Here is a 22,495-nt window from a genome sequence, read left to right as displayed (position 1 = left end):
GTATCGGTCACGTGTGCGGGTTCACTCCTCATGGTCGGTGTTCAGTCCGCTCTCCTTAAGGGGCTGGGCAGCCCGCCGCGCGCTGACGGACTCGGTCCAGATGCCGGCCTTGCGCTCGGCTTCCAGCTCGGCCCGCGCCGCCGCCTTCGCCTCGCGGCGTTCGATCTGCTCCTCGCGCTTCTGGCTGCGGGTGGGACGGTCGCCGATGTCGGCGAAGCGGACGTCCGTGCCGCGCGGCGAGGCCAGCAGCTCGGCGCCAGCCATCATGGTCGGCTCCCAGTCGAACACCACGCCGTCGTCCTCACCGATCACCACGGTGTCGCCGGGCTTGGCGCCCTGCTTGAACAGCTCGGTTTCGACACCCAGCTTGGCCAGGCGGTCGGCAAGGTAGCCAATGGCTTCCTCGTTGGTGAAGTCCGTCTGCTTGACCCAGCGCACGGGCTTCTCGCCCAGCACACGGAACAGCGGCTCCAGGTTCTTCTCCTCGCGGCGGATCCGGAAACCGGTCTCGTTGACGGCGCGGGGCCGCAGTACCGGTGCGTGCACCTTCGGCGGGGTGGCTTCCACGCTGTCGCGCGCGGCCTTGACGATCTCTGCCATGGCGAAGCCGAGCTGGCGCAGGCCCTCGTGGCTCGTGGCTGACACTTCGAACACACGGTAGCCGCGGGACTCCAGCTCCGGCCGGACGAACTCTGCCATGTCCTTGCCGTCAGGCAGGTCTACCTTGTTAAGTGCCACCAGCCGGGGGCGGTGGTTGAGCGGGACAACTTCGCCGTTCGAGCCGGCGTAGCTCATGTCCACTGCATACTTTTCGAGCTCGGTTTCGATAATTGCGAGGTCGGAGAGCGGATCTCGGTCAAATTCCAGCGTACCGCAGTCCAAAACGTGCACCAAAGCTGCGCAGCGCTCGACGTGTCGCAGGAAGTTGTGACCCAGGCCCTTGCCTTCGCTGGCGCCTTCGATGAGGCCGGGGACGTCGGCAATGGTGAAACGGACGTCGCCGGCCTGGACCACGCCAAGGTTCGGGATGAGCGTGGTGAAGGGGTAGTCGGCGATCTTCGGCCGGGCGGCGGACATGGCCGCGATCAGGCTGGACTTGCCGGCGGAGGGGAAACCCACCAGCGCAATGTCGGCGATCGACTTCAGCTCCAGGACAATATCGCTGGCGTCACCCTCAATGCCGAGCAGCGCAAAACCTGGCGCACGGCGCTTCTGGGAGGACAGCGCGGCGTTGCCGAGCCCGCCCTGCCCGCCGGAGGCTGCAACGAACTCGGTGCCTTCGCCCACGAGGTCGGCCAGGACCTTGCCGTCCTTGGTCTTGACGACGGTGCCGTCGGGAACGGGCAGGACCAGGGTTTCGCCGTTCCTGCCGCCGCGCCAGTCACCCATGCCGGGGCCGCCGTTGGTGGCGTGCCGGTGGGGCGCGTGGTGGTAGTCCAGCAGCGTGGTGGTCTGCGAGTCGACGCGCAGGATGACGTCGCCGCCGTCGCCGCCGTTGCCGCCGTCGGGCCCGCCCAGCGGCTTGAACTTCTCACGCTTCACGGAGACACAGCCGTGGCCGCCGGTACCGCCGGATACGTGCAGTACTACCCGGTCTACAAAGCTCGCCACGGTGAATCTCCTCTGTTGCTGAATTTGGCCGTCCTGGACGTCCAAATCGATTGTAATGCGGTTAAAAGAACAGTGGAGCGAGCCATCATGGCCCGCTCCACCGCTTCAGAACTGGTTGTTACTCTGCAGCTGCAGCAGCAACGATGTTGACGACCCGACGGCCGCGGCGCGTGCCGAATTCAACGGCACCTGCCTGCAGTGCGAACAGGGTGTCGTCGCCGCCACGGCCAACGCCCGCACCGGGGTGGAAGTGGGTGCCGCGCTGGCGGACGATGATTTCGCCAGCGGAAACTACCTGGCCGCCGAAGCGCTTGACGCCGAGGTACTGGGCGTTGGAGTCACGACCGTTGCGAGTGGAGCTCGCGCCTTTTTTGTGTGCCATTTGGAATGCCTGCCTTTAATTCTGGAAAAACTGCTGGAAACCTGAACAGTAACCGGAGGTTACTTGATGCCGGTGATCTTGACCTTGGTCAGTTCCTGACGGTGACCCTGGCGCTTCTTGTAACCGGTCTTGTTCTTGAACTTCTGGATGACGATCTTCGGACCACGGAGGTCCTGGAGGATCTCAGCCGTAACAGTTACCTTGGCCAGGTCCGCAGCTGCGGAGGTGACCTTGTCACCGTCTACCAGGAGCAGCGCGGGCAGCTCAATGGTGCTGCCAGCTCCACCGGCGACGCGGTTCAGGGTAACGAAGTCTCCAACGGAAACCTTCTCTTGGCGGCCGCCTGCGCGGACAATCGCGTACACCACTTGGGAACTCACTTCTCTCGACGTTTATTACTAAATTTGCGTGCGGAACCCGGGTCCGGAAATTGGCCTGGTTCTCGCTGTGCCTCAACGCCGTGGATTGCCCGGGGGAACCCGTGAGCTATCCCAGGAACAAGTCCGAGTGGACGATCCCGGGTCATAACCCAAGTGTTGGCGTAAGCACCGAAGATCTAGAATACGCTAATTCCATCGTCGGTCGCAAATGAGGCTGGCACCGGCGGGTCGTCCGTGATAGGCACCACAGGGGGCGCTGTTCCGGACATCCAATGCCGTGCGCGACTATCTTACCGGGCTCTGCGGCCGCTTCCGCTCAGCTGTGGCGGCTCGGCGCGTCGAAGAATTCCACCTCGTACCGGCAGGACTGCCGGAAGGCCGTGACCATCGCTTCGCGCTCCCCCGCGGACGCGGCCCGGCCGGCGCCGTCCGCGATGTCGATCGCCCGCAGCGTGGCGGCAGCGAACTCCTCATCGGCATAGGTCCGCAGCCACTCGGCATACGGGTGCCCCTCCGGCGCCCCGGCAGCCAAATACTCGGCGTGCAGGGTCTCCCCCACCTCGGCGTACAACCAGAAGCATGGCAGCACCGCGGCGACCAGCACCGCGTAGCTGCCGCCCGCCGAGGCCGCCACCAGATGATCCACGTAGGCCTTGGTGACGGGGCCTAGCTCTGTCGGCACGGTGCGCGTGCTGAGCCAGTTGCGGTGCAGTTCCGACTCCACCTCCAGGCATTGCTGGGCGGAGCGGGCCCAGAACAGCTGCTCCGGCTCTGTTGGCGCCAGCGCGCTGGCCCGGGCCAGGACGCGGGAGTAGCCGTTGAGGTAAATGGCATCCTGGGCGAGGTAATACGCGAATTCCTTCTCCACCAGGGTGCCGTCGGCCAACCCACGGATGAAGCCCAGGCCATAGATGGCTTCCAGGTCGGCAACAGTCTCGGCGCGCAGCAGTTCCGCGAACCCGCCCTTGCGTTCCTGCTTTGCTGCAGTTCCGGTCTGTGCCACGTGGTGGAAGTGGTTAATCGGTCCGTTGCCGGCGCCGACTTCCAGCTGCATGGACGTGCGGAGTGCCCCGGCCAGCCAGGGCTTGACCGTTCGCAGTGATTCTTCCCAGTCCCCCAGGCGCGCCTGTGCAGTGGCCATTGCCGAGGAGAGCGAACACCCGGTGCCGTGGCTGTTCCGCGTGCTGATCCGCTCGCCTGCGACCTCCACCACCTCCGCCGACAGCAGCCCGGCCGTGTTCACGAGGGCATCCGGGCAGGTTGAGACGTTCAGGTGGCCGCCCTTGACCAGGACCGTGGCGCCGGTCTGGTCCGCAAGCCGCCTGCCCTGCTCTAGGGCGGCGGCCCAGTCAGCGGCTTCGGGTTCGCCGAGAAGCATGGCCAGCTCGGGAAGGTTGGGGGTGATCAGGTGCGCCAGCGGCAGCAGCTGCCGGAGGGCTGCTTCCGCAGACTCCTGCAGGAGGCGGTCACCGCTGGTGGCCACCATCACCGGATCCAGAACCACGACGCCGGGCCGCACCTCTTCGAGCCAGCTGCGGACCGCGGCGATCACCTGTGCATCCCCCAGCATGCCGATCTTCACGGCGTCCACATGGATATCGTCGCTGACGGCGTCGAGTTGGGCTGACAGGAAGGAAGCCGGCGGAACATGCACCCCCCGCACGCCGGTGGTGTTCTGGGCGGTGAGGGCCGTTATTGCCGCCATCCCGTAGCCGCCGTGGGCCGCGATGCTTTTCAGGTCGGCCTGGATGCCGGCACCGCCGGACGGATCCGAGCCTGCGATGGCAAGGACCCGGGGAATTTCCCGGGAGGTCGAGACGGCCGGCGCCGCGGTTTCCAGAAGGGAACCGGCGGCTGCCGCGGGTGCGGGCAGGAGTGATGCTGATGACAAGGAAGACATCCCTTCGCCGGTGCTAACCGGACAGGTTCAACGGGTTTGGATCTCAGCCGGCCCGTGCGCGGCACCCCGTGTCAGTCCTCCAGCCTAGCGGGTGGATCGGCGTCGGGCACTGAATTTGACGTTTGCGACAGGCCGGCGGCCACACCGGCAGGAACCAGAAAGGTCCGGCACCGCGACCGCGGTGCCGGACCTCCTTCTTTGCCTTACAGTTCCGAGGCCGGTACCCCGACGCCCAGAATGATCGGTTCGCTGGCTGCCTGCGGAGCCGCCTTGGCCGTCTGCGCATCGCCTGCTTCCGGGGCCTTGGCCTCGTGCGAGTGCCCGGCGGCGGCAGCCGGCGCGACGTCGTGGTGTTCCACGGATGTCTCGTTGGCTGCGCCCTGGGCGCGGCTGGCACTGCGGTTGCGGCGCGGACGGCGGCTGCGGGACGTCGCGGCTGGGCTTTCCACCGGCTGGGCCCCGGCGGGCTGCGCGCTTGCCTGCTGGACGGCGGGGGGAGCCTCTTCCTCTTCGGCCGGGGCAACCGGAGCACCGAGGTGCGCGAAGGCTTCCTCGAGGCGGTCCAGCGTCAGGGCCGGCGCTTCCTTGACCGGCTCGTCGCTGTGATCGACGAACGGAAGAATCACCTTCTCGCCGCCGAACGTAAGCACTGCGCCGGGCCGGCCGGAGACGCTCTCCGTTTCCGGCGCGCGGTGCACGACGGGGCTTTCCGGTGCGGCGGCCGCGGATGCGGCAGGCCGGGCGGCCTCACCCGACGCCGCGGCGCTGTGCGCTGCTTCCTCATGCAGGTGGGCGGCATGGGCCGCCGCCGCGATGTTGGCGAGGGCAGCACGGGTCGCTTCAGCCTTGGCGTGGCGTTCCGCTTCCGACGGTTCCGGGTGGTGCAGTGCAGCCGGGGCAGCCGGGGAGGACTCTGAGGAGGGCTGTCCGCCCTTGCCGCGGCGGCGCTTCCGCTCTGACCTGGCGGGCGGCTGGACCTCGGCACGGTGCACGTGGTGCTCCGCTGCCACGGTGTTGGCGCGGCGGTGCTCCACCGGCTCGTCATGGGTGACGACGCCCCGGCCTGCACATGCCTCGCACTGCTCGCCGAAGACTTCCAGGAGGCCGGTGCCCATGCGCTTGCGCGTCATCTGCACGAGTCCCAGGGAGGTCACTTCGGCCACCTGGTGCTTGGTCCTGTCGCGGCCCAGGCATTCCACGAGGCGTCGCAGGACGAGGTCGCGGTTGGACTCCAGCACCATGTCGATGAAGTCGATAACGATGATGCCGCCGATGTCGCGCAGACGCAGCTGGCGGACAACTTCCTCGGCTGCTTCAAGGTTGTTCTTGGTGACAGTCTCTTCGAGATTGCCGCCGCTGCCGGTGAACTTGCCGGTGTTGACGTCAACCACCGTCATGGCCTCGGTGCGGTCAATGACCAGCGAGCCGCCGGACGGCAGGAAGACCTTGCGGTCCAGTGCCTTGTGGATCTGCTCGTCGATGCGCCAGGCCGAGAAAATGTCCTCGTCCTTGGTCCACTTTTCGAGCCGGCCCACCAGGTCCGGGGCAACGTAGGTGACGTAAGCCTCGATGGTGTCCCACGCCTCGTCGCCGGAGACGATCAGCTTGGAGAAGTCCTCGTTGAAGACGTCACGCACAACCTTGATGGTCAGGTCCGGTTCGCCGTAGAGCAGTTCGGGCGCGAGGACCTTGGTGGACTTCGCCTGACTCTCAATCCCCTCCCACTGGGCACGGAGGCGGTTGATGTCGTGGGTCAGTTCCTCCTCGGAGGCACCTTCGGCGGCCGTGCGCACAATGACGCCCGCGTCCTCGGGGAGACGGTCCTTGAGGATGCGCTTCAGGCGGTTGCGCTCGACGTCGGGCAGCTTGCGGGAGATGCCGGTCATGGACCCGCCCGGGACGTACACGAGGTACCGGCCCGGCAGGGAGATCTGGCTGGTCAGCCGTGCACCCTTGTGGCCGACCGGATCCTTGGTGACCTGGACCAGGACGGAATCGCCGGACTTGAGCGCGTTTTCGATCCGGCGCTGCTTGCCCTCGAGGGTGGCTGCGTCCCAGTTGACCTCACCGGCGTACAGCACGGCGTTGCGGCCGCGTCCGATGTCGACGAAGGCAGCCTCCATGGACGGCAGGACGTTCTGGACCTTGCCCAGGTAGACGTTGCCGATCAGGGAGTCCTGCTGCGTCTTGGAGACGAAGTGCTCAGCAAGCACGCCGTCTTCCAGGACACCGATCTGGATTCTGTCGTCCCGCTGGCGGACGATCATCTGGCGGTCCACGGACTCCCGGCGGGCCAGGAACTCGGCCTCGGTGATCACGGTGCGGCGGCGGCCGGTGTCCCGTGATTCGCGGCGGCGCTGCTTCTTGGCCTCCAGGCGGGTGGAGCCCTTGACGCTGGTCACGCGGTTGCTCGCCGGTGCCTCGCTGATGGCCCGGGGGGCGCGGACGCGGGTGACCGTGTTGGGGGGATCGTCGTCTCCCCCGCCGGTCAGTTCCAGGTCCTGGTCACCGCGGCGGCGGCGACGGCGACGGCGGGACGTCACGCCGTCGTCCGGCTGCCCGGTTTCGTCTTCGAGGGCTTCGTCGGAAACGTCCGTTCCCTCATCGCCCTCGGCGGTCTCACGGTCGGTCCGGCTGCGGCCGCGGCGGCCGCGGCTGCGCCGCCGGCGCCGGCCGCCCTCGTCCTCCAGCTCGTCCTCGCCCTCCTCGGCGGCTGCCTCCTCCTTGGCGGGAGCTGCAGGACGGATGACCGTGTTCAGGTCAGGGGCCTGGAAGATGATCGACGTTACTGATGCCGGCTCCAGGAAAAGCGAACCCACGGGCGACTGCCCGGCGGCCCCTTCTTCTTCGGCTTCTTCCTCGGCAACGGCTTCCTGTGCAACTGCCGGTTCGGCGGCTACCTCGGATACAGGTGCCGGGGCAGCTACAGGCACGGAGGCAGCGGCAGGTGCTGCAGCCGCCTCGGTGGCTACTTCGGCCTGACCCACGGACGGCACCGCGGAGGCCGTGACAGCGGCGGATACCTCTGCAGATTCCCCGGATTCGGCGGGGCTTTCGGCCGGCTCAGCGGCTTTGGCCTTTGTGGTCCGGCGGCGGCGCACGGGCTTGGACTCGGCGGCCGGTTCCTCTGTGGCCTGCACTGCAGCGGGCTGCTCCGTGATGGCCGTCTGCGCGCCGGCCTCCTGCACGTCGACTTCCGCTCCGGCACCTTCCGCAAAGGCGGGCAGCGGTTCCTCGGCGGCCTTCTTCCGGGCGCGGGTCCGGCGGACCGGGGCCTTGGCCGGTGCTTCTGCGGCCGCGTCAGCCGATTCCGGCGCTGAGATTTCAGATGCACCGGTTTCCGGCACGGCGGCCTCAGCTGCTGCGTCTCCGGTCGTCGTCACGGTTTCCGCGAGGGCCTCCGGCGCCACGGACTCCGCGTCTGCTGACTTGGCCTTGGGCGTGGCCTTGCGCCGGGTCCTGGTGGCTTTCTTGGGGGCCTCGGCGGCGGCTTCGCCGGCGGCAGCCGGTTCGACATTTTCGGCTATAACCTGGTCATTATCCATATGTGGCAACACTCCTGCCCCTGACATGCCGCCACATTCGGCACCCATTGGGGCACATATTGTCAAAACCCGCAGGCATTGACAGAAGTCAATTGGATACCAGCAGGCTCGCACCGGCAGTGGGGTGCGGCAGGCCTGACAGGCCGGCGGGCTTGTTACTGGAACCCGTTGTTTCTGACAACCACAACCAGGTGCCTTCCAATGGAAGGTGGGCGGCTGGATCTGCTTTCCGAAGCCTGCACCACTGCTCATTGGCGGTCTTGGGAACAAGCCACCGGACTGGAGTTCGAATGTGGTTCGCGCTCCAGCCACGACCATTCTCTCATATTGCCGTTCAAATACCCTGTAATTGTGTGACAAAGCCGGTCAATGGGGCCGTGGGCCGCGGGTACAGGCTGCCTCAAGCTGGCGGCGATACAATCTGGGCAGGAGCACCCCAGACAAAGGACGCCATCCCATGCCACGCACTTCGCCTTCCACGGGCACGGACTACGATCAGGATCACCAGGACGGTGCCGGGCCCGCCGCGGCTTCGGCCGGTGCCGCCGTACCGGCCATGACACGCGACCGCCCCTTCGGCTGGCTGCTGGTCATCACCGGCGTTGTGGGCTGGCTGGCATCCGGCATCCTGGTGCTGGAAAAGCTTGAGGTCCTCAAGGATCCCAACCACGCCACCGTCTGCGACGTAAACCCCTGGATTTCCTGCGGGCAGGTTATGCAGACGTGGCAGAGTTCAGTCTTCGGCTTCCCGAACATGTTCATCGGAATTGTCGCCTTCGCCATCACCACCACCGCGGGCATGGCGCTGCTTGCCGGCGCCCGGTTCGCCCGCTGGTACTGGCTTGGGCTACAGGCCGGCATCACCCTTGGATTCATCTTCGTGGTGTGGCTGTGGTCCCAGGCGCTGTATTCCATCCACATCCTGTGCCCGTTCTGCATGGTCGTCTGGGCAGCGATGATTCCGCTCTTCGTCTGGGTCACCGTGCGGAACGTCGTCCACGGCGTGATTCCGGCGCCGGCAGGCCTGGCCCGCATCCTGGGCGATTCCGGCTGGGTCATCTCGGCCCTGCTCTACGTGGCCGTGATCGCCACGATTTTCTTCGCGTTCATCCAGGTGTTCGCCGGCACCTCAGGCTTCTAAGCCAATAAAAAGCGCGAACTGGCAGCTAACGCCCTCAAAACCTACGTTTCGGGGCATTAGCTGCCAGTTCGCGCTTAACCTGCCGGGAGGTTTAGGCCTGGAACCAGATCTTGATTTCGCGCTCGGCCGAGTCCACCGAGTCCGAGCCGTGGACGAGGTTCTGCTGGACCTTCAGGCCCCAGTCGCGGCCGAAGTCGCCGCGGATGGTGCCGGGGGCCGCCGTCGTGGGATCGGTGGTGCCGGCCAGCGAGCGGAAGCCCTCGATGACTCGGTGGCCTTCGAAGATGGCGGCGACCACGGGGCCGCTGAGCATGAACTCGACGAGCGGCTCGTAGAACGGCTTGCCCACGTGCTCCTCGTAGTGCTGCTCGAGCAGTTCCCGGCTGGCGTTGGTCTTCTTGAGTTCGGCCAGGGTGTAGCCCTTGGCTTCGATCCGCTTGAGGATTTCGCCGGTCAGGTTGCGGGTGACGCCGTCCGGCTTGATCAGGACAAGGGTGCGCTCAATGCTCACGGTTGCTCCAATGAGGTTGGTTGTGGGTTTCGACGGTAAGTCTACGGGGTCTGGCCAGTGCCGTCAGAGCCGGCGCCTTCAGTGCCAGTGCCTTCAGTGCCGGCGGCCTCCGGGTGCGCGGCATCCCATTCGGCCTGCTCGCGTTCCCGCTGGGCCGACTCGCGGTCAATGCGGATTCCCGCCCGGATGCCGTACCACCACGCGAGGGCGAACAACGCGCCCACGAGGAACATCATGGGCTCGGCAAAGCCGGTCAGGATGAGCACCACCTGCAGGATCCAGCCCAGCGCCACACCCCACGGCCTGGACAGCACGGCGCAGGCCAGGATCAGCACCACGCTCAGGCCGATGCCCACGGAGAGAATCAATGCCGGTGAGATCTCGGCGCGGCGAAGGCCGAACACCGCCAGCGTTGCGAAGAAGACCACGAAGGCCTCCAGCAGCAGGACCGTCGAGGCGAACATGACCTTGGTGGACCGCCGCTTCCTGGGCATGCCCGGGCGCCATTCGCGCTGCGCCTTGGTGAGCCGCGCCATCAGGTTGCCGCCTTTCCAAGCAGGATGCGGGCGTCCGCCACCAGCGTGATGGAGCCGGTCACGAGCACGCCGCCGGCGAGGTCGTCATTCGCTTCGGCACGTTCCACGGCCCACTCCAGCGCGTCGTCCAGCTTCTCGGCGATGTGCACGTTTTCCTCGCCAAAGCCGAGGTCGACGGCGAGCTCCGCCAGTTCCGCTGCCGGCACCGCCCGCGGGGAATTCGACTGGGTGAAGCAGAATTCCTCCGCGAGGTCGCCCAGCGACTCCTTGAGCTGGCGCAGGATCTCCTCGGCGTCCTTCTCCTTGAGCACGCCCACCACGGTCACCAGCTTGCTGAAGCTGAAGGCCTCCTGGATGGCCTCGGCGGAGGCCCGGATGCCGTCCGGGTTGTGGGCGGCGTCCACGATGATGGTGGGGGCTGTCCGCACCACTTCCAGGCGTCCCGGGGATGAGACGGTGGCGAAGGCCTCCTGCAGGACCTCCAGGGACAGCTCTTTTTCGCCGCCGCCGAGGAATGCCTCCAGCGCGGCCACGGCCACGGCCGCGTTCTCGGCCTGGTGGGCACCGTGCAGCGGAACCATGAGGTCCGGGTAGCGGCCGGCGATCCCCTGGACGGTCACCACCTGGCCGCCGACGGCGACCTGCCGGGACTCGACGCCGAATTCCACCCCTTCGAAGCGGAACGGCACCTGCACCTCCTTGGCTTTCTCCAGCAGGACCTGGGCGGCGTCCAGTGGCTGGGCAGCGCTGACGAGGAACCCGCCGGGCTTGATAATGCCGGCCTTCTCGTAGGCGATGTCCTCGGTGGTGTCGCCCAGCAGGTCGGTGTGGTCCAGGGAGATGGGGGTTACCACGGACACCTGGCCGTCGCCCACGTTGGTGGCGTCGGTGATGCCGCCGAGCCCCACCTCCATGATGGCCACGTTGACCGGCTGGTCGGCAAACACGGCGAAGGCCAGGATGGTGAGGCACTCGAAGTACGTCAGCCGGGGCTGGCCCTCGGCGGTGAGTTCGTCGTCGACGATCTGCAGGTACGGCCGGATCTCGTCCCAGATGCGCACGAACGTCTCGTCGGACACGGGCGCGCCGTCCAGGCTGATCCGCTCCGTCACCTTGGACAGGTGCGGGCTGGTGTAGCGGCCGGTGCTGAGGCCGTGGGCGCGCAGGCCCGCCTCGATCATCCGGGCCGTGGACGTTTTGCCGTTGGTGCCGGTGATGTGGATGATCGGGTAGGCCTTGTTCGGCTCCCCCAGCACATCCATAGCACGGAACAGCGGCGCCAGCCGGGGTTCCATCTTGTTTTCCGGTGCCCGGCCCAGCAGCTCGGCGTAGACGCTCTCCACGGAGAATTCGTCGGTCATGTTTCAGGCCCCCACTTTTTCGACGGTGATGCGCGGCTCCGCGGCGTCGGCCGGCACGGCCTCCAGCTCGAGCGTCAGTGTTTCGGTCTTCACCAGCTCGGCGTTCGCCAGCAGGGCGTCGATGACGTTCTGCGCGGCGTTCACGGTGGTGCGGATCCGGTCGCTCACGTTCAGCGCGGCGTCCTTGCGGGCCTGCTGGATGGCACGGACCATGTCGCGGGCCAGGCCTTCGGCCTCGAGCTCGGGGGTGACCTCGGTGTTCAGTACCACGAAACCGCCGCCGGGCAGTACTGCGACCGAGGCCGAACCGCCCTCGGACTCTGCCACCACCGTCTCCAGCGTGTATTCCTGCGGTTCCAGCTCGAGGCCGCCCGCGGTGACCACACCGGCGTCGGAGACTGACCAGTCGCCGGACTTGGAACCCTTGATGGCCAGCTGCACGTTCTTGCCGAGGCGCGGACCGGCGGCCCGGGCGTTGACCACGAGCTTCTGCTCGATGCCGAACTCCTCCGGGGAGGCGCTGGCGGCATCCAGCAGGCGGACCGAGCGCAGATTCAGCTCGTCCGCGACGACGGCGGCAAAGCCTTCCAGCGCATCTGCACCGGGTGCCACCACAGTGAGTTCCTGCAGCGGCAGGCGGACGCGCAGGTTCGCGGCCTTACGCAGCGAGGAGCCGGTGGAGCAGATCTGCTGCACGCGGTCCATCGCCTCGACCAGGGCTGCGTTGGAGGGGAACAGCGCGGGCTCCGGCCAGTCGGCGAGGTGCACGGAGCGCCCGCCGGTGAGGCCGCGCCAGATCTCCTCGGAGACCAGCGGAAGCAGCGGCGCGGCCACGCGGCACACGGCTTCCAGCGCGGTGTACAGGGCGTCGAAGGCGTCGGCGTTCTCGTCGAAGAAGCGCTGGCGGCTGCGGCGGACATACCAGTTGGTGAGCATGTCCAGGTAGCTGCGGAGCTCGTCGCAGGCACCGGAGATGTCGTAGGTGTCCAGCTGGGCGGTCATGTTCCGGACCAGGTCGCCGGTGTTGGCCAGCAGGTACTGGTCCAGCGTGTCGGTGTAGCCGTCGTACCGCAGCTGCGCGTCGTAGCCCGCACCGCCCTTGGCGGCATTCGTGTACAGCGTGAAGAAGCTGTACACGTTCCACAGCGGCAGGATGACCTGGCGGACGCCGTCGCGGATGCCCTGTTCGGTGACCACGAGGTTGCCGCCGCGCAGGATGGGGCTGGACATGAGGAACCAGCGCATGGCGTCGGAGCCGTCGCGGTCCAGCACCTCGGAGACGTCCGGGTAGTTGCGCAGGCTCTTGGACATCTTCTGGCCGTCCGAGCCCAGCACGATGCCGTGGCTGATGACATTCCGGAAGGCCGGCCGGTCAAACAGCGCGGTGGACAGGATGTGCAGCATGTAGAACCAGCCGCGGGTCTGTCCGATGTACTCCACGATGAAGTCGGCCGGGTTGTGGGTGTCGAACCAGGCCTCGTTTTCGAACGGGTAGTGCACCTGGCCGTAGGGCATGGAGCCGGAGTCGAACCAGACGTCCAGCACGTCCTCCACGCGGCGCATGACCGACTGGCCCTCTTCGGGGGTGCGCGGGTCATCCGGGTTGGGCCGGGTCAGCTCGTCGATGAACGGCCGGTGCAGATCCACCTGGCCGTCCTTGTTCAGCGGCAGCCGGCCGAAGTCGGCCTCGATCTCCGCGAGGGACCCGTACACGTCGGTGCGCGGGTACTCGGGGTCGCTGGACTGCCACACCGGGATGGGGCTGCCCCAGTAGCGGTTGCGGCTGATGGACCAGTCGCGGGCGTTGGCGAGCCATTTGCCGAACTGGCCGTCCTTGACGTTGCCGGGGATCCAGTTGATCTCCTGGTTCAGCTCGGACATCCGGTCGCGGAACTTGGTGACCTCCACGTACCAGGAGGACACGGCGCGGTAGATCAGGGGGTTGCGGCAGCGCCAGCAGTGCGGGTAGCTGTGCTCGTAGCTGGCCTGGCGGACCAGGCGGCCCTGGGCGCGGAGCACCTGGGTGATGGGCTTGTTTGCGTCGAAGACCTGGAGGCCGACGATGTCGTGCAGGTCGCCGTGGGCGAACAGGTGGAGGAACTTGGCGCCCTCGTCGACGGAGAGGACTACGGGTATGCCGGCTTCCTCACAGACCTTCTGGTCGTCCTCACCGTAGGCGGGTGCCTGGTGGACGATGCCGGTGCCGTCGGTGGTGGTGACGTAGTCCGCCACGAGGAACTGCCACGCGTTCTGGGTGCCGTACTTTTCCGTGTCGGCGAAGTCGTGCCACAGCGGCTCGTAGCTGAGTCCCTCAAGTTCGGCGCCCGAGTGGGTGGAGGTGACAGCGGCGGCCGCGGCAGCGGCGTCACCGTACCCCAGATCCTTGGCATAGGTGCCCAGCAGATCTTCGGCGAGCAGGAAGCTTCCGGTGACCGGCGCTTCCGCCGAGGCGGCTTTGACGCCGTTCGGCCCGGCGGGCAGCACGGCGTAGCTGATGGCAGGCCCGACGGCGAGCGCCAGGTTGGTGGGCAGCGTCCAGGGCGTGGTGGTCCAGGCGAGCGCCTGCACGCCGGCCAGCTGCCTGGAGAGTTCCGACTCCCCTGCCTTGACGGGGAAGGTCACCGTGACGGTCTGGTCCTGGCGGTTCTTGTAGACGTCGTCGTCCATGCGCAGCTCATGGTTGGACAGCGGCGTCTCGTCCTTCCAGCAGTAGGGCAGCACGCGGTAGCCGTTATAGGTCAGGCCCTTCTCGTGCAGCTGCTTGAAGGCCCAGAGCACCGACTCCATGTACTCGACGTTGAGCGTCTTGTAGTCGTTGTCGAAGTCCACCCAGCGGGCCTGGCGGGTGACGTACGCCTGCCACTCGTTGGCGTACTTCATCACGGAAGCGCGGCAGGCGTCGTTGAACTTGTCGATGCCCATGGCTTCGATCTGGGTCTTGTCCGTCATGCCCAGCTGCTTCATGGCTTCCAGCTCGGCGGGCAGGCCGTGGGTGTCCCAGCCGAAGCGGCGTTCCACGCGCTTGCCGCGCTGGGTCTGGTAGCGGCCCACCAGGTCCTTGGCGTAGCCGGTCAGCAGGTGTCCGTAGTGCGGCAGGCCGTTGGCGAACGGCGGGCCGTCGTAGAAGACGAATTCGTTGCTGCCGGGGGCGCCGCCGGGAAGGTCGGCACTGCGCTGGTCGATGCTGGCCTGGAAGGTGCCGTCCTGGTCCCAGTACTTGAGGATCCGCTCCTCGATCTCCGGGAACTTCACGGAGGCGGACACTCCTGCGGAGGAGCCCTCGCCGGACGGGGCTGCTGAGGCCTTGGGGTAATACGTCATCTCGAACATCCTGGGTTGAGCTGGTGAACAAGTGGATCATTCAGGATGCGAGGACGGCGCGTGGGCAGTTCTACAACTGCACCGGCACCGCGGTACCACCTCACTTACCGCTGCCCAACCCCAAGGGAGTCCGACGGCGGCCGCTCATTGCTGCTGTGACGGGCTTACCCGTCCGGTTCTACTGGCCTGGTCCCCCGCGATCGGTTGTCCGCACCGCGGGCCGGGTGTTCTTCCGGAAGCTCACCGGTGATGGCCGGGTCGAAGCTGTTGGCTCCAGTCTAACTGCTGCGGCCGCGGCGGCCATAACCATGCGGCAGCCCCGGCCTAGACTCGGTCCATGACTGCTTCGGCCCACCGCGCGCAAACCGTCTGGCGGCTGCTGGCGCTCTGCATCCAGCTGCCGGTGGCGGCGATGTCGGTGTTCCGTGCCATCCCCGCCGAGTGGCCCGTACAGGTGGTGCAGCTGCTGTCCTTCACCCCGTGGCTGGTGTTTCCGGCCGCGGTGGCCCTGGTCCTGGCACTGCTGGGCAGGCGGCTCGGGGTCACGGCGGCCGCAGCACTGCTGCTCGGTGCGCAGCTTTTCTGGCTCTGGGCGCCGGATGCGGGGCAGGCCGACGCCGGACAAGCAGACGCCGGACAATCGCAGGCTGGGGCGGGGGCCGGAGAGGCGAAAGCCAGACCGTCCGGCACCGGCAGCACCGTTCCGCTGCCGGTGATGACCATCAATTCCCGCTTCGGCAGGGCGGACGCTGCCGAGATCGTCCGGCTGGTCCGGGACAACGGTGTGGAACTGCTCGCCATCCAGGAGTACACCCAGGCGCTGGAGGACCGGCTGGCCGCCGAGGGGCTGGGGAGCCTCCTGCCGCACAGGATCAGCAGCCCCGCCAGGAACGGCTCGGGCAGCGGAACCTACTCAAGACTCCCGCTGGAAGCCGTCGGGCTGATTCCCGACACCCCGTTCCAGATGCCGACCTTCCGGCTGCGAGTGCCCGTTACCGGTGCCGGCAGTGCAGCAGCCACCCTCGAGGTCACCAACGTGCACACCCTCCCGCCGGTGGATGTCCGCGTGGGACAGTGGCGCAGCGACCTGGAATCCCTGGGCCGGCTGGTAGCGCGCAACGTAGCGGGCCAAGGCAACAACCAGCACCTGAGCAACCTGCTGCTGCTGGGTGACTTCAACGCCACCTACGACCACTCGGAGTTCCGCAGGCTGCTCGACGGCGGCCCGGGCGGCCGGAAGCTGGTGGACGTCGGCACGGCGTCAGGGGTGCGGTTCACCCCCACCTGGCCGATGGACGGCCAGGCACTGCCCGGCATCACCATCGACCACGTGGTCACCGGTCCGCGCGTTCCGGCGTCGGGCTATGCCGTGCACCGCATTCCCGGGACGGACCACGCGGCGGTGGTTGCCACGCTGGCCGTCCCGGTGGACGGGTAGTACAGCAAGAACGGGCGACGGGTTAGCCGGCTCAGCCCTGCTTGCGGATCAGCTTGAAGGTCGAGGCCTGTGCCACCGGGCGGATGACGATCTGGTCGAGGTTCACATGGTGCGGGGCGCTCACGGCATAGCGCACCACATCGGCCACGTCCTCGGCGGTGAGCGGCTTCTCCACGCCCTGGTACACCTTGCCGGCCGCCTGCGCGTCACCAAACCGGTTGAGTGCGAATTCCTCGGTCTGAACCAGGCCGGGTGCGATCTCGATGACCCGGATGTTGTGGTCGGCCTCTTCCAGCCGCAGAGCCCCGGTCAGGGCATGCTGGGCGAACTTCGCGGCGTTGTAGCCGCCGCCGCCTTCATAGGCATCCAGCCCGGCGGTGGAGGTCAGGTTCAGGACGGTGCCCTCGCCGTGTTCGCGCAGCATCGGCAGGAAGGCGCGGGTGAGCTTCATGGTGCCGAGGACGTTCACGCGGTACATCCACTCCCAGTCCTCGGTCACGGCCTGGCCCACGCGGTCCGCGCCGCGGGCGCCGCCGGCGATGTTGACCAGCGTGTCGATCCCGCCGGCTGAGGTCACCTCGGCCAGGAGGCGTGCAACGTCCGCGTCCTCGGAAATATCGGCGGCCAGGGCGGCGGCGCCGGTCTCGGCTGCCAGCGCGGCCAGCCGTTCCTGGCGGCGGGCGACGGCATACACGGTCCAGCCGTCGGCTCGGAGCGCGCGCACGGTAGCCTCGCCAATGCCGGAGCTGGCGCCCGTCACGACGGCTGATTTGCTGGTGGACACGTTGGAGCTTGCGGAAACCTCAGTCATGGCACCACCCTAACGGTCCGCCAGGAATTCCAGCAGGACCCTGGCATGGTTCACGTCCGGATCCCTGGCCGCGTACAGGAGCGTCACCTTCCCGTGCTGCGCCGCCAACTCCCGAAGCCGGTCCACCGCCGGATTGCCGGCCAGCTCGTCCTCATACTGGGCACGGAAGTCCTCGAAGCGCTCCTGCATGTGGGCGAACTCCTGCCGCAGCGGCGGCGAGGGCGCGATCTCCTTGAGCCATAGCTCCAGCCGGGCCCGTTCCTTGCTGACCCCGCGCGGCCAGAGCCTGTCCACCAAAACCCGGCAGCCGTCGTCGTCCGCCGGTTCCTCGTAGATGCGTTTGATCGCAAAGGAAGCGCCTGCTTTCGCCATAGGCCGCATGCTACTCCCCCTGTCGCGCTGCGGCGCCCACCGCCGGGAAGGAAACAACTGCCCGGCATGAAACAATTGGGACCATGGCTGAATCAACGCAGGGTACAGACACGCCCGCCACCGCCCCCATCAACGTTCCCGATAAGCCGGCCCTGGAAGGCCTGGAGGCTGCCCTCACGCAGCGCTGGCTCGCGGAAGGAACCTACCGGTTCGACCCGGACACCACCCGGGAGCAGGTCTACTCGATCGACACTCCCCCGCCCACCGCTTCCGGTTCCCTCCACGTGGGCCACATGTTCTCCTTCACGCAGACCGACGTGCAGGCCCGCTACATGCGCATGACCGGCAAGAACGTCTTCTACCCCATGGGCTGGGACGACAACGGCCTGCCCACCGAACGCCGCGTCCAGAACTACTATGGCGTCCGCTGCGATCCCGCCATTCCGTACAACCCGGATTACCAGCCGCCGGCACAGCCGGCAAAGAACCAGCGGGACTTCGACGTCGTGTCCCGGCAGAACTTCATCGAACTGTGTGAAGAGCTGGCCGTCGAGGACGAAAAGGTCTTTGAGAACCTGTTCCAGACCCTCGGCCTGTCCGTCGACTGGAACCTGACCTACCGCACCATCGACGACACCTCCCGGGCCGTCTCCCAGCGCGCGTTCCTCGCGAACCTCGCCGCCGGCGACGCCTACATGGCCGAGGCCCCCACCCTCTGGGACGTCACGTTCCGCACCGCCGTGGCGCAGGCCGAGCTTGAGGACCGCGAGGTGCCGGGCGCGTACTACCGCTACCCGTTCTTCACCGCCGACGGCGAGAAGATCTTCATCGAGACCACCCGTCCCGAACTGCTCGCGGCCTGCGCCGCCCTGGTGGCTAACCCCGACGACGAGCGGTACCAGCCGCTGTTCGGCAAGACCGTCACGTCCCCCCTGTTCGACGTCGAACTGGAGGTCAAGGCGCACCCGCTGGCCAAGGCCGACAAGGGCTCGGGCATCGCGATGGTCTGCACTTTCGGCGACCTGACCGACGTCACCTGGTGGCGTGAACTCCAGCTCCCCACCCGCGCGATCGTGGGCCGCGACGGCCGCATCCTCGCCGAGACCCCGGAATGGATCACCACGGACGCCGGCCGCGAAGCCTACGCCGCCATCGCCGGCAAAACGGTCTTCTCCGCCAAGGAAGCCGTAGTGGAGCTGCTCACGGCAGCAGACCTGCTCGACGGCGAACCCAAGAAGATCACGCACCCCGTGAACTTCTTCGAAAAGGGTGACAAGCCCCTCGAGGTGGTCACGTCCCGGCAGTGGTACATCCGCAACGGCGGCCGCGACGAGGACCGCCGCGAACGCCTGATCGGCCGCGGGCAGGAGATCGACTTCCACCCGTCCTTCATGCGCTCCCGCTACGAGAACTGGATTGCCGGCCTCAACGGCGACTGGCTCGTCTCCCGCCAGCGCTTCTTCGGTGTGCCGATTCCGGTCTGGTACCCGCTGGACGCCCAGGGCAACCCGGACTACGACAACCCTGTCCTGCCGTCCGACGACCTGCTGCCGGTGGACCCGGCGGCCGACGCCGCACCGGGCTACGACGAATCCCAGCGCGACCAGCCCAACGGCTTCACCGGTGACGCTGACGTGCTGGACACCTGGGCCACGTCCTCCCTGACCCCGCAGATCGTGGGCGGCTGGAGCCGGGACGAGGACCTGTTCGCCAAGGTGTTCCCGTTCGACCTGCGCCCGCAGGGACACGACATCATCCGGACGTGGCTGTTCTCCTCCGCCGTCCGCGCCGACGCCCTGCAGGACGTGGCACCCTGGAAGCACGCTGCCATCTCCGGCTGGATCCTGGACCCGGACCGCAAGAAGATGTCCAAGTCCAAGGGCAACGTGGTGGTGCCGACGGATGTGCTGAACGAGTACGGCTCCGACGCCGTCCGCTACTGGGCCGCCTCCGCACGCCTGGGCGCCGACACGGCCTACGAGATCGCGCAGATGAAGATCGGCCGCCGCCTGGCCATCAAGCTGCTGAACGCCTCGAAGTTCGTCCTGAACCTTGGCGCCACGGAGAACTCGGTGGTCTCCACGGACCTTTCAGTGCTCACGAATCCCGGGGTTGGTCAGCCCCACGCGGAAAAAACGCCCGCATGGGGACCCCTGACCAACCCCTTAGACCGTGCATTATTGGCCCAGCTCTCGGACGTCGTGGCCCAGGCCACCAAGGCCTTCGACAACTACGACTACGCCCGGGCGCTGCAGATCAGCGAATCGTTCTTCTGGCAGTTCACCGACGACTACGTCGAGCTGATCAAGGACCGCGCCTACGGTGCCGCCGGGGAGACCGAGCAGGCCTCCGTGCTGGCCGCCCTGGCCACCACGCTGGATTCGCTGCTCCGTCTCTTCGCGCCGTTCCTGCCCTTCGCCACTGAAGAGGTCTGGGGCTGGTGGCGGACCGGTTCCGTGCACCGCGCCGCCTGGCCGGCACCGCTGGAAATCACCGACGGCGACACCGGCATGCTGGGCACCGTGGGCATTGCTCTCAGCGGGATCCGGAAGGCCAAGTCCGAGGCCAAGGTCAAGCAGCGCACAGAGGTGCTGTCGGCAACGATCACTGCCCCGGAGGCGCTCGTGGCCCAGCTTCAGGCAGGGCTCGGAGACCTCAAGGCCGCAGCCAACGCGCAGGACATCTCGCTCAACACGGGCGAGGGCGAGCTCACGGTCAGTGACGTGCAGCTTGCCCCGGCCGAGGAACCGGCGCAGGCCTAATCCGAGGCAGGCCCTTATTCAGGGCAAAGGGGAAGCCCCATCAGCGTTTTGCCGTTGGTGGGGCTTCGACTTTTCGGCTGTCTGGTGACATCTTTGACAGTCTGGCAAGATCCTTAGAAATTTCAGGTCTTCCTACCTTGTCACTGGTAGCCTGCTTCTAACTTTGCCGAAGGCTGCGTTGGAAGCATGTCACTGAATCTTTGGTTCTTGCGTCCCGCTTCTTTCGAAGTGGGTAAGTTCTATCTTTGTCCTCCGGTTCCGGATGCGCAAGGGCCCCGGCAGAACTACTCTGATGTAGTTCTGCCGGGGCCCCGACAGACCAGTCGAGAGGCGCAGATCAGTCAAACACGCAGATCAGTCGAAGGCGGGGCTTTCGGTCCGGCTGCGCTTGATCTCAAAGAAGTGCGGGTAGGACGCGAGGGTCACCGAGGCATCCCAGATCTTGCCGGCTTCCTCCCCCCGGGGAATGCGGGTGAGGACGGGTCCGAAGAACGCGGTGCCGTTAAAGGCCACCACCGGGGTTCCGACGTCCTGGCCCACCAGGGAGATGCCCTTCTCGTGGCTGGCCCGAAGCTGGGCGTCGAATTCGTCCGAGCCGGCGACAGCCGCCAGCTCGGCGGGGAGGCCGCAGTCGGCCAGTGCCTTGCTGATGACGATCGAGAAGTCCTTCTGGCCGCCGTCGTGGATCTGCGACCCCATGGCGTCATACAGCGGCTTGACCACGTGGTCGCCGTGCTGTTCCTGCGCGGCGATGATGACCCTGACCGGGCCCCAGGCCTTGTCCATGGCTTCGCGGTACTTGGGGTCGAGGTCGCGTCCTTCGTTCAGCACAGACAGGCTCATGACGTGCCACTCCGTCCTGATGTTGCGGACGCCTTCCACCTCACCGATCCAGCGGGAGGTGATCCAGGCGAACGGGCAAAGCGGGTCGAACCAGAAGTCGGCCTTGTTGGCGGCGTTCTCAGACACAGCAAATCTCCTCAGGGAAGTCTTCGGGGTGTGGCGCGCCGCAAACCAATTCGCAGGGCGCGCTTAAGCGACAGCGACGGACCGGGCGGATTTATTCCGATTGGGCAGATTTATTCCGGTCAGGCAGGCCTGGTGCGGCTAGGCGGACTTGTTCCGGCGCTTGGCCACGACGTCGTGCGTGATCATGGTGGGCTGGGCCTTCTTGGCCACCACGTCGGCGGTGATGACCACGCTGGCGATGTCGTCCCTGCTGGGCAGGTCGAACATGACCGGCAGGAGGACTTCCTCCATGATGGCGCGCAGTCCGCGGGCTCCGGTTCCCCGTTCCAGGGCCTGGTCGGCAATGAGGTCCAGGGCGGCGTCGTCGAACACCAGCTCCACGCCGTCCAGCTGGAACATCTTCTGGTACTGCTTCACCAGCGCGTTCTTGGGCGTGGACAGGATCTGGATCAGGGCGGGGCGGTCAAGGTTGGACACTGTGGTGATAACCGGCAGGCGGCCGATGAACTCCGGAATGAGACCGAACTTCAGCAGGTCTTCCGGCATGACCTCACCGTAGGAGTCGGTGTTCTTGACCTCGTTCAGCGGCGCACCGAAGCCGATGCCCTTGCGGCCGGAACGGGAACCGATGATGTCCTCCAGGCCGGCGAAGGCGCCGGCAACGATGAAGAGAACGTTGGTGGTGTCGATCTGGATGAATTCCTGATGCGGGTGCTTGCGCCCGCCCTGCGGCGGAACCGAGGCAACGGTTCCTTCCAGGATCTTCAGCAGGGCCTGCTGCACGCCCTCGCCCGAGACATCGCGGGTGATGGAGGGGTTTTCACTCTTGCGCGAGATCTTGTCGATCTCGTCGATGTAGATGATGCCCTGCTCGGCCTTCTTGACGTCGTAGTCGGCGGCCTGGATGAGCTTGAGGAGGATGTTCTCGACGTCCTCGCCGACATACCCGGCTTCGGTCAGGGCGGTGGCGTCGGCGACGGCGAAGGGGACGTTCAGCCGCCGTGCCAGGGTCTGGGCAAGGTAGGTCTTGCCGCAGCCTGTGGGGCCGATCAGGAGAATGTTGGATTTCGCGATTTCAACGTCGTCGTGGTGGACGCCGTCGGCCAGTGTGCCGCTCTTGGGCGCATGGCCGGCCTGGATCCGCTTGTAGTGGTTGTAGACCGCCACGGCAAGGGAACGCTTCGCCGGCTCCTGGCCGATGACGTATTCCTGCAGGAAGTCAAAGATCTCGCGGGGCTTGGGCAGTTCGAAACTGCCCAGATCGGCGACCTCTGCGAGTTCTTCCTCGATGATCTCGTTACAGAGCTCGATGCACTCGTCGCAGATGTAGACGCCAGGCCCGGCAATGAGCTTGCGCACCTGCTTCTGGCTCTTGCCACAGAAAGAGCACTTGAGCAGATCCGCGCTCTCGCCAATCCGAGCCATATGTGAACCCCTTAGTATCTTGCCGCAAGG

Annotated in this window: 16 protein-coding genes and 1 riboswitch; of the genes, 3 read left to right on the top strand and 13 right to left on the bottom strand. The window is 66.7% G+C overall.

The window, feature by feature from the left end:
- Positions 1-21: 21 nt before the first annotated feature.
- The 5 genes from obgE to R5O87_RS00575 all read right to left on the bottom strand — a co-directional run bounded on the left by obgE (position 22) and on the right by R5O87_RS00575 (position 7,818).
- Positions 22-1,611, bottom strand: a complete 1,590-nt coding sequence (obgE, locus tag R5O87_RS00595; RefSeq protein ID WP_410556966.1) for a GTPase ObgE — start codon at positions 1,609-1,611, stop codon at positions 22-24.
- Between the two features lie 118 nt (positions 1,612-1,729).
- The gene (rpmA, locus tag R5O87_RS00590) at positions 1,730-1,993 is read right to left on the bottom strand and encodes a 50S ribosomal protein L27 (protein WP_003803426.1); all 264 of its coding nucleotides are present in this window, start codon (positions 1,991-1,993) and stop codon (positions 1,730-1,732) included.
- 59 nt (positions 1,994-2,052) lie between these two features.
- Complete coding sequence (gene rplU / locus R5O87_RS00585; protein ID WP_003803420.1) at positions 2,053-2,361, bottom strand: 50S ribosomal protein L21; 309 nt, start codon at positions 2,359-2,361, stop codon at positions 2,053-2,055.
- Positions 2,362-2,689: 328 nt separating this feature from the next.
- Positions 2,690-4,273 carry a bifunctional hydroxymethylpyrimidine kinase/phosphomethylpyrimidine kinase gene (locus R5O87_RS00580; protein ID WP_410556965.1) on the bottom strand — a complete coding sequence of 528 codons (1,584 nt, stop codon included), beginning with the start codon at positions 4,271-4,273 and terminating at the stop codon, positions 2,690-2,692.
- Positions 4,256-4,352, bottom strand: a riboswitch (TPP riboswitch). It overlaps the preceding gene by 18 nt.
- 124 nt (positions 4,353-4,476) lie before the next feature.
- Positions 4,477-7,818 (bottom strand): Rne/Rng family ribonuclease, encoded by a 3,342-nt coding sequence (locus tag R5O87_RS00575; RefSeq protein WP_410556964.1) that lies wholly within the window; start codon positions 7,816-7,818, stop codon positions 4,477-4,479.
- Between the two features lie 457 nt (positions 7,819-8,275).
- Between R5O87_RS00575 and R5O87_RS00570 the strand changes: the two genes are divergently transcribed.
- Positions 8,276-8,959 (top strand): vitamin K epoxide reductase family protein, encoded by a 684-nt coding sequence (locus tag R5O87_RS00570; RefSeq protein ID WP_410556963.1) that lies wholly within the window; start codon positions 8,276-8,278, stop codon positions 8,957-8,959.
- A 91-nt stretch (positions 8,960-9,050) separates the two neighbouring features.
- Here R5O87_RS00570 and ndk read toward each other — a convergent pair whose 3' ends face one another.
- From ndk to ileS, 4 genes are read right to left on the bottom strand one after another with little or no spacing between them, the layout of a single operon-like run.
- On the bottom strand, positions 9,051-9,470 hold the full coding sequence (gene ndk, locus R5O87_RS00565; RefSeq protein WP_003803412.1) for a nucleoside-diphosphate kinase: 420 nt from the start codon (positions 9,468-9,470) through the stop codon (positions 9,051-9,053).
- Positions 9,471-9,511: 41 nt separating this feature from the next.
- Positions 9,512-10,006: a DUF4233 domain-containing protein gene (locus R5O87_RS00560; protein ID WP_410556961.1), complete on the bottom strand. Its 495-nt coding sequence runs from the start codon at positions 10,004-10,006 to the stop codon at positions 9,512-9,514.
- Positions 10,006-11,367 carry a bifunctional folylpolyglutamate synthase/dihydrofolate synthase gene (locus R5O87_RS00555; protein WP_410556959.1) on the bottom strand — a complete coding sequence of 454 codons (1,362 nt, stop codon included), beginning with the start codon at positions 11,365-11,367 and terminating at the stop codon, positions 10,006-10,008. The genes R5O87_RS00560 and R5O87_RS00555 overlap by 1 nt, the downstream gene beginning before the upstream one ends.
- Before the next feature lie 3 nt (positions 11,368-11,370).
- A complete protein-coding gene (gene ileS / locus R5O87_RS00550; protein ID WP_410556958.1) occupies positions 11,371-14,688 on the bottom strand; it encodes an isoleucine--tRNA ligase in 3,318 nt (1,105 codons plus the stop codon).
- A gap of 337 nt (positions 14,689-15,025) precedes the next feature.
- Here ileS and R5O87_RS00545 point away from each other — a divergent pair, with 337 nt between their 5' ends.
- Positions 15,026-16,126 (top strand): endonuclease/exonuclease/phosphatase family protein, encoded by a 1,101-nt coding sequence (locus tag R5O87_RS00545; protein WP_410556957.1) that lies wholly within the window; start codon positions 15,026-15,028, stop codon positions 16,124-16,126.
- A 31-nt stretch (positions 16,127-16,157) separates the two neighbouring features.
- On the opposite strand, the gene R5O87_RS00540 is transcribed toward R5O87_RS00545, so the two are convergent.
- Positions 16,158-16,937, bottom strand: a complete 780-nt coding sequence (locus R5O87_RS00540) for an SDR family oxidoreductase (RefSeq protein WP_410556956.1) — start codon at positions 16,935-16,937, stop codon at positions 16,158-16,160.
- 9 nt (positions 16,938-16,946) lie between these two features.
- A complete protein-coding gene (locus R5O87_RS00535) occupies positions 16,947-17,309 on the bottom strand; it encodes a DUF488 domain-containing protein (RefSeq protein WP_410556955.1) in 363 nt (120 codons plus the stop codon).
- A gap of 83 nt (positions 17,310-17,392) precedes the next feature.
- Between R5O87_RS00535 and valS the strand changes: the two genes are divergently transcribed.
- On the top strand, positions 17,393-20,071 hold the full coding sequence (gene valS, locus R5O87_RS00530) for a valine--tRNA ligase (RefSeq protein ID WP_410556954.1): 2,679 nt from the start codon (positions 17,393-17,395) through the stop codon (positions 20,069-20,071).
- A 354-nt stretch (positions 20,072-20,425) separates the two neighbouring features.
- Here the strand turns inward: valS and R5O87_RS00525 are convergent, their stop codons facing one another.
- Together R5O87_RS00525 and clpX are read right to left on the bottom strand one after the other, a co-directional pair.
- Entirely contained in the window at positions 20,426-21,040 is a 615-nt protein-coding gene (locus R5O87_RS00525) for a mycothiol-dependent nitroreductase Rv2466c family protein (RefSeq protein WP_410556953.1), read from the bottom strand.
- 138 nt (positions 21,041-21,178) lie between these two features.
- Positions 21,179-22,465: an ATP-dependent Clp protease ATP-binding subunit ClpX gene (clpX, locus tag R5O87_RS00520; protein ID WP_354259346.1), complete on the bottom strand. Its 1,287-nt coding sequence runs from the start codon at positions 22,463-22,465 to the stop codon at positions 21,179-21,181.
- Between the last annotated feature and the right edge of the window lie 30 nt (positions 22,466-22,495).

The sequence above is a fragment of the Arthrobacter globiformis genome (genome assembly GCF_046536215.2).
Lineage (GTDB): Bacteria > Actinomycetota > Actinomycetes > Actinomycetales > Micrococcaceae > Arthrobacter > Arthrobacter globiformis_E.
The sequence above is the reverse complement of the archived record's forward strand: the minus strand, read 5'-3'. Positions and strand labels throughout refer to the sequence as shown.